The 12,336-nt window shown below is 71.9% G+C and carries 10 protein-coding genes; 4 read left to right on the top strand and 6 right to left on the bottom strand.

What is annotated here, in order from left to right:
* The first annotated feature begins 242 nt into the window (after positions 1-242).
* The 4 genes from ACLB9X_RS15455 to ACLB9X_RS15440 all read left to right on the top strand — a co-directional run bounded on the left by ACLB9X_RS15455 (position 243) and on the right by ACLB9X_RS15440 (position 5,744).
* Complete coding sequence (locus tag ACLB9X_RS15455; RefSeq protein WP_410360927.1) at positions 243-1,268, top strand: ATP-dependent 6-phosphofructokinase; 1,026 nt, start codon at positions 243-245, stop codon at positions 1,266-1,268.
* A gap of 246 nt (positions 1,269-1,514) precedes the next feature.
* The gene (locus ACLB9X_RS15450) at positions 1,515-2,570 is read left to right on the top strand and encodes a helix-turn-helix domain-containing protein (RefSeq protein WP_410360926.1); all 1,056 of its coding nucleotides are present in this window, start codon (positions 1,515-1,517) and stop codon (positions 2,568-2,570) included.
* A 454-nt stretch (positions 2,571-3,024) separates the two neighbouring features.
* Positions 3,025-4,575, top strand: coding sequence for a M4 family metallopeptidase (locus ACLB9X_RS15445; RefSeq protein ID WP_410361186.1), 1,551 nt, complete (start codon positions 3,025-3,027; stop codon positions 4,573-4,575).
* Positions 4,576-4,769: 194 nt separating this feature from the next.
* Positions 4,770-5,744: a LuxR C-terminal-related transcriptional regulator gene (locus ACLB9X_RS15440; protein WP_410360925.1), complete on the top strand. Its 975-nt coding sequence runs from the start codon at positions 4,770-4,772 to the stop codon at positions 5,742-5,744.
* Positions 5,745-5,766: 22 nt separating this feature from the next.
* Here the strand turns inward: ACLB9X_RS15440 and ACLB9X_RS15435 are convergent, their stop codons facing one another.
* The 6 genes from ACLB9X_RS15435 to ACLB9X_RS15410 all read right to left on the bottom strand — a co-directional run bounded on the left by ACLB9X_RS15435 (position 5,767) and on the right by ACLB9X_RS15410 (position 12,266).
* Positions 5,767-6,378 (bottom strand): helix-turn-helix domain-containing protein, encoded by a 612-nt coding sequence (locus tag ACLB9X_RS15435; RefSeq protein WP_410361185.1) that lies wholly within the window; start codon positions 6,376-6,378, stop codon positions 5,767-5,769.
* A gap of 214 nt (positions 6,379-6,592) precedes the next feature.
* A complete protein-coding gene (locus ACLB9X_RS15430) occupies positions 6,593-7,429 on the bottom strand; it encodes a carbohydrate ABC transporter permease (protein ID WP_410361184.1) in 837 nt (278 codons plus the stop codon).
* A complete protein-coding gene (locus tag ACLB9X_RS15425; protein ID WP_410360924.1) occupies positions 7,429-8,295 on the bottom strand; it encodes a carbohydrate ABC transporter permease in 867 nt (288 codons plus the stop codon). The genes ACLB9X_RS15430 and ACLB9X_RS15425 overlap by 1 nt, the downstream gene beginning before the upstream one ends.
* A gap of 7 nt (positions 8,296-8,302) precedes the next feature.
* Positions 8,303-9,661 (bottom strand): ABC transporter substrate-binding protein, encoded by a 1,359-nt coding sequence (locus ACLB9X_RS15420; RefSeq protein ID WP_410360923.1) that lies wholly within the window; start codon positions 9,659-9,661, stop codon positions 8,303-8,305.
* Between the two features lie 150 nt (positions 9,662-9,811).
* Positions 9,812-10,492, bottom strand: a complete 681-nt coding sequence (locus tag ACLB9X_RS15415) for a response regulator (RefSeq protein ID WP_410360922.1) — start codon at positions 10,490-10,492, stop codon at positions 9,812-9,814.
* A gap of 121 nt (positions 10,493-10,613) precedes the next feature.
* On the bottom strand, positions 10,614-12,266 hold the full coding sequence (locus ACLB9X_RS15410) for an ATP-binding protein (protein WP_410360921.1): 1,653 nt from the start codon (positions 12,264-12,266) through the stop codon (positions 10,614-10,616).
* Between the last annotated feature and the right edge of the window lie 70 nt (positions 12,267-12,336).

The following is a 12,336-nucleotide window of genomic DNA, read 5'->3' as shown; positions in this document are numbered from 1 at the left end:
GTGGTTCCGGTACGTCGTTCCGGCCGTGCCGCGGGCGGGCGGCCGACCGGATGTGGGCGTGCAGAAAAACCGCCCGGGGCGGCATTGCCCTCTTGACAATACCCCTGGGGATGGATAAAGCGCCCGTCGGGCACCGCAGGGGCGGTCCGCTGGGGAGCGGCTGGGAGCGCGGCCGGTTCGGGCACCGTGGGACAATCGGACCGGGCTCACACGTACCCACGACGAGCAGGAGACACGGCACGATGCGTATCGGAGTTCTCACGGCAGGCGGCGACTGCCCTGGCCTGAACGCAGTGATCCGGTCGGTCGTCCACCGCGCCCTGACCGGCCACGGCGACGAGGTCATCGGCTTCGAGGACGGGTTCCGCGGTCTGCTCGACGGCCACTACCGACCGCTCGACCTCAATGCGGTGGCCGGCATCCTCGCCCGCGGCGGCACCATCCTCGGCTCCACCCGCCTGGAGCGCGGCCGGCTGCGCGAAGCCGCCGAGAACGCCGCCGAGTTGGCGAAGCAGTACGGCATCGACGCGCTGATCCCGATCGGCGGCGAGGGCACGCTGACCGCCTCCCGCCTGCTGTCCGAGGCCGGGATGCCCGTCGTGGGCGTCCCCAAGACGATCGACAACGACATCTCGTCCACCGACCGCACCTTCGGTTTCGACACCGCCGTCATGGTCGCGACCGAGGCCATCGACCGCCTCAAGACGACCGCCGAGTCGCACCAGCGCGTGATGGTCGTCGAGGTCATGGGCCGACACGCGGGCTGGATCGCCCTGGAGTCGGGCATGGCGGGCGGTGCGCACGGCATCTGCCTGCCCGAGCGCCCCTTCGAGGTCGACGACCTGGTGAAGATGGTGGAGGAGCGCTTCGCGCGCGGCAAGAAGTTCGCGGTCGTCTGCGTCGCCGAGGGCGCGCACCCCGCCGAGGGGTCGATGGAGTACGCCAAGGGCGAGATCGACCAGTTCGGCCACGAGCGCTTCCAGGGCATCGGCAACCGGCTGGCCGCGGAGCTGGAGCGGCGCCTCGGCAAGGAGGCCAAGCCGGTCATCCTGGGCCATGTGCAGCGCGGCGGCACACCGACCGCGTACGACCGTGTCCTCGCCACCCGCTTCGGCTGGCACGCGGTGGAGGCGGCGCACCGCGGCGACTTCGGCAAGATGACGGCGCTGCGCGGCACGGACGTGGTGATGGTGCCGCTGGCCGACGCGGTCACGCGGCTGAAGACCGTGCCGGAGGACCGGATGTTCGAGGCGGAGTCCGTCTTCTGAGCGGCCCACCCCGGGCTGTTGTTCGCCGAGCGGCCCCGACCGTCCTTGCGTGACGGTCGGGGCCGCTCGTGCTTCCCCCGTGATCCCCCGTCTTCCCCCGTACGCCCCGGGCGGCCCGACGCGGTCGGTGCCGGAATCCGGTTGGCGCAGATCACTCTTGAGTTCCGCGACGCCGATCGCAAGGCTGTCCCCTGTCCGGGACATGTCCCACCCTGTCCCAGCTGGTGACCGGCGGAAGGAGAGCGGATGGCGGGGGACAGGAGCGGTGCTCCGGATCCGGAACGGGCCGCCGACGCGGCCGAGTTCGTGGCCGCTCTGCAGGCGCTGAAGGACTGGTCGGGTCTGACCTATCGCGAACTGACCTCCCGCGCCGACGCGGTGGGCGACGTGCTGCCGCGCTCCACGGTCGCCAACATGCTCGGCCGGGCCTCGCTGCCGCGCGAGGAACTGGTCGCCGCGTTCGTGCGGGCATGCGGCTGCGACCCGGGCGACCTGGACACATGGCTGCGGGTGCGCAAGGAGCTGGCCCGCGGGGAGCGCCAGGCCGGAGAGGCAGCGGACACCGCCCCGGCCGCCGCGGAGGCGGCCGGCGGTCATACCCCCGGCGGGACCGCGCAGGTACCCGGCGGCACCTCCGACGAGCCTTCACCCGCCCCCGGTCCTGCCGCGCCCCGGCCGCGCCGCCGGGCCCGGGTCCTGCTGCCTGTCGGCGGCTTCCTGCTCGCGTCAGCGGCGGTGGCCGCCGCCGTCGTCCTGCCCGGCGACGGGGACGGGGACGGCGAGGGACGCGCACAGGGGCGGGAGGACGGCCGGCCCGCCGCCGCCGCGTCGGGGCCGGGCCCCGCGCCCGCGCCCGGAGCCGTGACGATCAGAGCCGTGCACTCCGGTCTGTGCCTCGCCGAGGACGGCGGCCAGAACGGCCAGGTGTACCAGCGCGCCTGCGCACCGGATTCGATCCCGCGCTTCTCGCTCAAGCGGATCGAGGGCGGCTGGCGTCTGGTGACGTTCCATCAGAGGTTCGGCGAGGGCTGCACGGGTGTGCAGGACAAGTCGGTCTGGGTCGGCGCCCCCGTCGAGGACCAGGAGTGCGGCAAGCGAGGCCCGGCCGAGGCGTTCCGGCTGGAGCCGGTCGGCAGCCCCGTACGCGGATACCGGCTGCGGCCGCTCCACAGCGACCTGTGCGTCGGTGTGGAGGACGGAACCGAGCAGGCCGGGACGCCGTTGCGGCAGCTCACCTGTACCGCTGACGGCAAGGGGCAGCTCTTCGCCTTCGACCGCAGGCAGCCCGCGGCGACGGGCTGAGAGGCCGCCTGCCGCCGCGCGCACGCGCCACGTCCCGCGTGGCGCACGTTCGGCGCGCACGTCCCCCCACGGGGGCACCTTCCACGTGACGCACGCCCCACGTGACGTCGCCCCTGACGCGATTCGGCATGTCGGGTATCCGACAGCACTTCATTTGTCTGACCACTGTCATTCGCCCAGTGGTTGCTGGCAGTCTCGGCCGGGTTCGACCCGGCAGACCGACCGAACGCCCCGCCACGGCCCGGCACTTCCTCCCCCAAGGTGAGCGCCCGGCTCGTGGCACCGGCCTGCCCGCAAGCTCCTGACACAGCATCAGGGCGGTGCCACCCCACGCCGCTCCACCCCCACCGGGCCGCAGACACCCCAGCGGCCCCCTGCCGAGGAGACCTGAGTGACACGCAGCACCACCCGCAGGGCGACCACCCGAGCCGCGGTTCTCGTGGCGTCGGCCGCGATGGTCGTCGTCGGTGTGCAGACCGGTTCGGCGACCGCCCGGGCGGACCGGACCGACGACGCGACGGCGACCGTCCAGGCGCCCGCAGACCGCGTCTTCGCCCTCAGGGCGGCGCAGGCCGGCGCCGGCGCCGAGGCGGACGCCCTCGGTCTCGGCGACAAGGAGAAGCTCGTCGTCCGCGATGTCATCAAGGACGCCGACGGCACCGTGCACACGCGGTACGAGCGCACGTACGCCGGACTGCCGGTGCTCGGCGGCGATCTCGTCGTCCACGAGAAGAAGAACGGCAAGCGCTCCGTCACCAAGGCGACCGCCGCCCGCATATCCGTGCCCGGCACGGTCGCGAAGGTCCCCGCGGCGGCCGCGGAGAAGTCGGCGCTGAAGGCCGCCGAGGCCCACGACACCGACGAGGCCGCGACCGAGGGCGCGCCGCGCAAGGTCGTCTGGGCGGCGTCCGGCAAGCCCGTCCTGGCCTGGGAGACCGTCGTCACCGGCGTGCAGCACGACGGCACGCCGAGCGAGCGGCACGTCGTGACCGACGCGGCCACCGGAGCGGAGCTGTTCTCCTACGAGACGGTCCACACCGGCACCGGCACCGGCGACTACAACGGCACCGTCCCGCTGACCACCACGCCCAACGGCAGCACCTTCGACCTGCTGGACGGCCTGCGCGGCGGCCACCGCACCACCGACATGAACCAGGGCACGTCCGGCTCCGGCACCCTGTTCAACGACGCCGACGACGTCTGGGGCGGCGGCCGGCAGAACGCCGCGGTCGACGCGCACTACGGCGCCGCGGTCACCTGGGACTACTACAAGAACGTGCACGGCCGCAGCGGCATCAGGAACGACGGCGTCGCCGCGTACTCCCGCGTCCACTACGGCAACGCGTACGTCAACGCCTTCTGGTCGGACTCCTGCTTCTGCATGACCTACGGCGACGGCGCGAACAACGCCAAGCCGCTCACCTCGCTCGACGTCGCCGCCCACGAGATGACCCACGGCGTCACCTCCAACACCGCGCGGCTCGTCTACCGCGGCGAGTCCGGCGGCCTCAACGAGGCCACCTCCGACATCTTCGGCGCGGCCGCCGAGTTCGCCGCGGCCAACACCGCCGACCCGGGCGACTACCTCATCGGCGAGAAGATCGACATCCGGGGCAACGGCACCCCGCTGCGCTACATGGACAAGCCGAGCAAGGACGGCAACTCCAAGGACTACTGGTACAAGGGCATCAACCGGATCGACGTCCACTACTCGTCCGGCCCCGCCAACCACTTCTTCTACCTGCTGTCCGAGGGCAGCGGCGCCAAGACGATCAACGGCGTGAGCTACGACAGCCCGACCTACGACGGCAAGGCCGTCAGCGGCATCGGCCGGGACAAGGCCGAGCGGATCTGGTACAAGGCGCTGACCGCGTACATGACCTCCACCACCGACTACGCGGGCGCCCGCACCGCCACGCTGTCGGCCGCGACCGACCTGTACGGCGCGAGCAGCGCCGAGTACCAGGCGGTGAACGCCGCCTGGGCCGCGGTCAACGTCACGTGACGACCCACTGAACCGGGCGGGGCGACCTCGTCGCCCCGGGCCGTGCGGTACCGCCGCCCACCGGCGGTACCGCACGGCCCTTGCACATTCCGCAAGGTCCCTGCACCAACTGTGCTTCCCCGCACCGTGCCCCGGCCCGGCCTCTGACATGATCCCTTCCGCCGTACGCAACGGGTCGAGGGGAGCTGAGGGTCATGGCGGAGCGGGTACGAGGCAAGGGCCGTGTCCTCCCGGTCGACGACCCCGTCGCCGAGAAGGTCTATGCCGAGCTCGCCCGCTCGCCCTGGCTGGAGATCACGGAGCTCGCCGCACTGACCTCCCTCACCGAGCACGACACCCGCGGAGCGCTCGGCCGCCTGGTGGACATGGGGGCCGCGGAGCACGCCGTCGGAGTGCCGCTGAAGGTGGTCGTGCTGCCGCCCAGCGCGGTCGCCGCCGAGTGGGTGCGCCGACTGGAGGATCAGGTGATCCAGTCGCACCAGGCCGTCGAATCGCTCACGCAGGAGTACCTCGCCGCCCGAGGAGCGGGCAGCGCCTCGCGGATCCGGGCCGTGTCCGCCGAGGAGATGCTGCACCTCTTCGAGACCGGCCAGGAGAACTGCCGCGGCAGCGTGCGGGGGATAGCCGCGCCGCCCTTCGCGGCGGTGATCGGCACCAACGACGAACGCCAGCTGCGGCGGATGGGCCAGGGCATCTCGTACCGGACGATCTACGCGGCCGAGGCGCTGAACCACCCGGCCGCCCGCACGAGCATGCTCCACATGCTCGCGCACGGCGAGGAGGGGCGATTCATCGCCAAGACCCCGATGAAACTCGTCATCTTCGACGAGGAACTCGCCCTGGTGCCGGTGGTGTCGCGGACCCGGACGGCTGAGTCCCTGGTGATCGGCCGCTCCGACCTGCTCGACGGGTTCCTCAGCCTGTTCGAGACCGTCTGGGAGATGGCGATGCCGTTGGGTGTCGAGGGCACGGTCGACACCGATCTGGGCGACGACGAACGCGAGTTGCTGTGCCTGATGGCGGCGGGCTCGACCGATCTGCGTATCGCCCGCCACTTCGGGGTCTCCCCGCGCACGGTCGAACGACGGATCAAGACGGTGCTCGAACGGCTGGGCGCCACGAGCAGGTTCCAGGCCGGTGCCCTGGCCGCCCGCCGCGGCTGGCTCTGACCCCCGCGCGCGCCGGCCCCGGTCAGGCGCCGGACAGGGCCCAGAAGTGGTCCACGATGCTGTCCAGGAAGTCACGGCCGGGCTCGCCCGTGTCCCTCGACGTCTCGCCCCAGCTCAGCGTCGCCACCATCCGGGACTGGTAGTCGGCGTGCAGTTGCTGGAGCACGGCCTCCAGGTGGTCGCGGTCCAGCGGGAGCATCTTGCCGACCGGACGGACGTACGCCTGCCAGCGGGCGGTCACCGCGCTGCGCAGGAGCCCCGCCAGGTCCTCGTCGCGGCCCGTGGCGGCCAGCAGTTCGCGCGGCGTCAGTCCCAGGGTCTCGGCGAGCACGGCGGTCTGGCGCTCGTTGCCGCGCCAGCGGCCCGAGTCCTCCATCCGCTGGTACGCGGAAGCGTCGAGACCGACCCGGCGGGCGAGGTCCTCGGGGGCCATGCCACGCGCCATGCGGTGCTCGCGCAGGGTCGTCGCCGCGGCGAGCAGTTCGCCCGTGGAACACCACAGGACGCCCGCGAGGGCGGTCAGTTCACGGGTGTCGGGCGCGGCGAGCCCGCGTTCCCAGGCCACGACCGTGTCCGGCGAGACGTGGAGTCCGTACTGGGCCCGCAGTCCGTAGGCGACGTGACCGGGCGCCATCCCCAGGGCCTCGCGGAGTCGGCGCGCGGCGGGGGCGTTGAAGGGTGGCGAAGGGGAGTGGTGCACGCGCACAAGGTACGGGGACGTGCGCCCCGGCGACTACGGTGCGTTCCCATCAAGCTACATGTCGTAGGAATCTCCGAGCTGATCCGCGGCCGTCCACGTACACCGGAGCTACCGAAGGGTACGGGCCCCGCGTGACCGACGGCCGGCGTCACCCCTTGACCGCGCCGCCGAGCGCGAACCCGCCGCCGAGCCGGCGCGCGATCAGCACGTACAGCACCAGCACCGGCGCCGAGTACAGCAGGGAGAACGCCGCCAGCTGACCGTAGACCACGGAGCCGTAGTTGCCGAAGAACGTGAAGATCGACACGGACGCGGGCAGTTGGTCGGGGGACAGGATCAGCATGAAGGGGACGAAGAAGTTCCCCCACAGCATGATGAAGGTGTAGATCGTCACCACCGTCAGACCGGGGCCCATCAGCGGCAGCACCACCCGGGTCAGCGTCCGGAGGTTCGACGCGCCGTCCGTCCAGGCCGCCTCCTCCAGCACCACCGGCACGCCGTCCATGAAGTTCTTCATGAGCCAGATCGCGAAGGGCAGTTGGGAGGTGGCGAGGAACAGCGCCGTGCCGTACATCGTGTCGATCAGGTTCACCCGCACGAACAGCCCGTACACCGGCACCATGATCGCGGTGATCGGAAGGCAGGTGGTGAAGAGGATCGTGAGCAGATACGGGCGGGTGAACCGCGACCGGTGACGCGAGAGCGGGTACGCGGCGAGCGCCGCGCACACCACCGACACCACCGTCGCCCCGCCGCACAGCAGCAGGCTGTTCAGCATCGGCGTGAAGGTGATCTCGTCCGTGAGCACCGCGTCGAAGTTCTCCGCCGTCGGCGACGACGGCAGCCGTACGCGCAGGTCGGCGTCCGCGTCCACCGATGCCAGCAGCAGCCACACCAGCGGTAGGGCGAAGGCCGCCGCGGTCACCAGCAGCGCCCCGTCCGCCGCCAGACGGGCGCGGGTGGCACGGCGCAGCACGGGCCGCATCACACCTCCACCTTCATCAGACGCAGGTACACCACCGAGAACAGCGACCCGACCAGCAGAAGCAGCAGCGCCACCGCCGTGCCATAGCCGATCAGGGACTTCAGGAACGCCTGGTCGTACATGAACACCGGCAGCGTCTGGCTGCGGTTGCCCGGGCCGCCGCGGGTCATCGCCCAGATCAGACCGAAGACGGACAGCGTGGAGAGGGTGTTCAGCATCAGGTTGGTGCCGATGGAACGGCGGATCATCGGCAGCGTGATGTGCCAGACGCGGCGCGGGCCGCTCGCCCCGTCGACCTCGGCCGCCTCCGTGATGTCACGCGGGATCTCGGCCAGGGCGGCGGAGTAGATCAGCATCGAGAACGCGGTGCCGCGCCAGACGTTGGCGAACGACACGGCCAGGATCGGCAGCGTGAACAGCCAGTTCTGCGAAGGGAGTTGGAGCCAGTCCAGTATCGCGTTGAGCGTGCCCTCGCGCCGGAAGAAGGTGTACAGCAGGAACGCCGCCACGATCTCCGGCAGCACCCATGCCGTGATCACCAGAACGCCGGTGAGGGTACGCACCGGACGTGACGCGACCCGCATCAGGCCGGCCAGCGCCAGGCCCAGCGTGTTCTGGCCGGCGATCGCCGAGACGAAGGTGAAGACGAGCGTGAGCCACACCGCGGTGCGGAAGTCGTCGTCGGCGAAGGCCCGCCGGAAGTTCGCGAGCCCCACGAAGTCCGCGCCCGACTGGCCGGTGAGCTGCGCATTTGTGAAGGCGATCCACACGCAGTAGCCGATCGGGCCCGCGAGGAACAGCAGCAGGAGGACGGTGGCGGGGGTGAGCGGGACCCACCGCCACCGTCCCGTCCGGGACGCGCTCACCGACCGCTCACCGGGAGACGACCGCGCCGTCGACGATGGTCCTCAGGCGCTCGTCGTACGCCTTCGCCGCTTCAGCCGGCGACGCGTCACCCGTGGTCACCTTCTCCATGGCCTCGCCGATCGCCGTTGACACCTGCGGGTAGACGGGCAGGGCCGGCCGGTAGTGGGTGTAGCGCACCAGGCCGGTGAAGAAGTCGATGCCCGGCATCGACTTCAGGTACCGGGGATCGGCGGCGACGTCCTCGCGCACCGCGATCTGCGCGCCGACCACGCACCACTCGGTCGCGTTCTCCTTCGACTGCAGAGTCCTGATGAACGCGAAGGCCAGGTCCGGGTTCTGGGCCTTCGCCGGGATGGACCAGGCCCAGCCGCCGGACATGGACACCTTGCCGGGCGCCTGGCCGTTCTGCGTCGGCATCGGCGCCTGTGCCAGCTTCTCGCTCCACTCGGGCCACTCCTTGGGGCCCTCGTTCACCCAGTTCTGGCCCATCCACGAACCGTCGAGGGAGATCGCGAGCTTGCCCTCGGGGAAGAACTCGGTGGCGACCCGGGTGCCGATGTTCGGGTCGAGCGCGTCGGACACGTCCGGACCGAGCTTCTCCTCGTACACCGTGCCCACGAAGCCGAGGGCGTCCTCGAACCCCTTGCCGCCCGCCACCCACTTCTTGGCCGACGAGTCGTAGAGGGGGTCCTCGCCCGTGCCGTAGAGCAGCATCTCGAAGCCCTGCATGACCGCCGCCTCACCGGGGCCCTTGCCGGTGTAGACGTTGATCGGGATCACGCCGGGGACCTTCTTCTTGACCGTACGGGCCGCGTCCAGGACCTCCGCCCAGTTCTTCGGCGCCCAGTCGGCCGGCAGCCCGGCCCTGGCGAAGATCTCCTTGTTGAACCACAGCCCGCGGGTGTCGGTGCCGTCCGGCACCCCGTACGTCCTGCCGTCCTCCGCCTTCGCCGCGGCCTTCGCGGTGTCCACGAAGCGGTCCCACTGGTCCCACTCGGCCAGATAGTCGTCCAGCGGCTTCAAGTAGCCGGCCTTGATGTCGGAGTTGATGCGGAAGGTGTCCTCGTAGAGCAGGTCGGGCGCGGTCTTGGGGGAGCGCATCATCTGCTGCGCCTTGGTGGCGTAGTCGTTGTCCGGCGCCTGGATCGGGATCAGCTTGACCTTCTTGCCCGGGTGTTCCTTCTCGAACTGCTTCTTGGCCGCCTCCAGATAGGCGTCCTTGAACCGGATCTTGTTGTCGGTGGACCGGTTGTACGCGACTTCGACGGTGTCCGGATCGCCACCGGAGCCGCTGCCGCACGCGGTGAGGCTCGCCGCGAGGGCGGTGACGGCGGTGACGAGGATCAGCGGGGCGGTGGGGCGCACGGGCACGACCTCCTCTGAGCCGGGGGAGCCGGGCGCCGGGGCGGGCTGCGGGCGGCGCGGGGCTGCGGGCTGCTGCCCGTGACGGTATGGCCGGTCAGTTGACAAAATCAATCCCCGTGCAGATCACGGGAGTTGTAGGTCGTTGAGTGCTCAGTGCCGGGCGCTGACCCAGCGGTACTGGAGCTCCGGGCGGCCGATCTGGCCGTACTGAGGGCTGCGGACGGCCCGTCCGGCGGTGACCAGATGCTCCAGGTAACGGCGTGCCGTGATCCGCGAGATGCCGACGGCCGCGGCGGCCTCGGTGGCGGTGAGCCCCTCGGTGGAATCGCGCAGGGTGCGGGTGACGGCCTCCAGGGTGGGGGCGCTCAGGCCCTTGGGGAGGGTCGTCGCGTTGCGCGGCGCCCGCAGCGCGGCGAGGGCGCGGTCGACCTCCTCCTGGCCGCTGGCCTCCCCGGCCGCGGCCCGGAACTCGGCGTAGCGGCCGAGTCGGTCGCGGAGGGTGGCGAACGTGAACGGCTTCAGCACGTACTGCACGACCCCGAGCGACACGCCCTCCCGGACGACGGCGAGGTCACGGGCGGAGGTGACGGCGATGACGTCCGTGGAGTGCCCGGCGGCGCGCAGGGACCGTACGAGCTGCAGGCCGTGCCCGTCGGGCAGGTACAGGTCGAGCAGCAGCAGGTCGACCTCGGCCCGCTCCAGCGCGCGCACGGCCTCCGCCCGGGAGTGCGCGACCCCGACGACGACGAACCCGGGCACGCGCCCGACGTAGAGCGCGTGCGCGTCGGCGGCGACGGGGTCGTCTTCGACGACGAGTACGCGGATGGTCACGTCCCCACCTCCCCGGCAGCGCCGCGTGCCCCGGCGGCGGCAGCGCACGGGCGCTTGCGCCCCGCACCCGCGCGCGGGGTGGGGGCGTCCGGCCTGCCGTCGGGAGGCGTGGGGGGCGGGGTCATCTGGGGGTCTCCGTCGTGTGCAGCGGGAGCAGGACCGTGAACTCCGCTCCGCCTTCCGGAGCGCGTGTGAGCGTGATCGTGCCACGGCCGCGGTGGACCGCCTGGCGGACCAGCGCCAGGCCGATGCCGCGGCCGGGGCCGTGCGTGGACCAGCCGCGGCGGAAGACGTCCTCCACGGAGGCGGGTTCGACGCCGGGACCGGTGTCGGCCACGCGCAGCAGCAGCTCGCCCCGTCCCGCCCGCGCCGTCACGGTGACCCGTGCGCGGCTGCCGCCCGGGGGCGGCGCGACCCGCAGGTCCGCGTCGGGCCCGGCCGGCACCAGCGCGCTCACGCCGGCCGCCGCGTCGACCGCGTTGTCGATCAGGTTGCCCAGGATCGTCACCAGGTCGCGCGCCGGCAGCGACGCCGGCAGGACGCCGTCGTCGATGCGGCTGTCCTCCGTGAGGACGAGTTCCACACCGCGCTCGTTCGCCTGCGCCGCCTTGCCGAGCAGCAGCGCCGCGAGGACCGGTTCGCCGACCGCGCCCACCACGCGGTCGGTGAGGGCCTGCGCCAGCTCCAGTTCCGCCGTGGCGAAGTCGACCGCCTCGTCCGCGCGGCCCAGCTCGATCAGCGACACCACGGTGTGCAGCCGGTTCGCCGCCTCGTGGGCCTGCGAGCGCAGGGCCTGCGTGAAGCCGCGCTCCGAGTCCAGCTCGCCCGAGAGAGCCTGGAGCTCCGTGTGGTCGCGCAGGGTCACCACCGTCCCGCGCTTCTCGCCCCCGACGACCGGCTGCGTGTTCACCACGACCACCCGGTCCGCCGTCAGGTGCACCTCGTCGACCCGGGGCTCGGACGCCAGCAGCGCCCCCGTGAGCGGGGCGGGCAGGCCGAGTTCCGCCACCGGCCGGCCCACGGCGTCGTCGCCGAGTCCCAGCAGCTCCCGCGCCCCGTCGTTGACGAGCGCGATGCGCCGGGCGCCGTCGAGCATGATCAGGCCCTCGCGCACCGCGTGCAGCGCGGCCTGGTGGTAGTCGTGCATCCGCCCCAGTTCCGCCGCGTTCATGCCGTGCGTGTGCCGGCGCAGCCTGGCGTTGATCACGTACGTGCCGACGCCGCCGAGGGCGAGCGCCCCGCCCGCCATCACGAGCAGTGCCGTGAGCTGCTTGGCCACCTGCTCGCCGATCTCCTCGACCGTGATGCCGGCGCTGACGAGTGCGACGACCTTCCCGTCGGCGCGGACCGGCGCCACCGTGCGTACGGACAGGCCGAGCGTGCCCGTGTACCGCTCGCTGTAGATCTCGCCGCGCAGGGCCGGCTCGATGTGGCCTAGGTACGTCCGCCCTATCTCGCCCGGCTCGGGGTGGGTGAAGCGCCGCCCCCTCGGATCCATGATCACGACGAAGTCCATGCCCGCGTCCTTGCGCAGGGCTTCCGCGTAGGGCTGGAGCGCCGCCGAGGGGTCGTCCGAGCGGACCGCCTGGACGACCGACGGGGCCCGGGCCGCGGCCGCCGCGGTGGCGCTGGTCTGGAGCCGGGCGGACTCCTCGGCCTGCGAGCGGTCGGTGAAGTACGCGAAGAGCGCGCAGCCCGCGACGATCGCGGCGACCAGCACGACCTGCATCGCGAAGAGCTGGCCGGCGAGGCTGCGAGGACGGGGGATGCGCATGGGTTCAGTCTGCCTGGCCGGATTTGTGTGAACGAAACGAACGCAAGGGTGACCGGAGTCACAGGGCTGG

Origin of the sequence: Streptomyces sp. 5K101 (assembly GCF_046506645.1) — a bacterium.
Classification (GTDB): domain Bacteria; phylum Actinomycetota; class Actinomycetes; order Streptomycetales; family Streptomycetaceae; genus Streptomyces.
The sequence above is the reverse complement of the archived record's forward strand: the minus strand, read 5'-3'. Positions and strand labels throughout refer to the sequence as shown.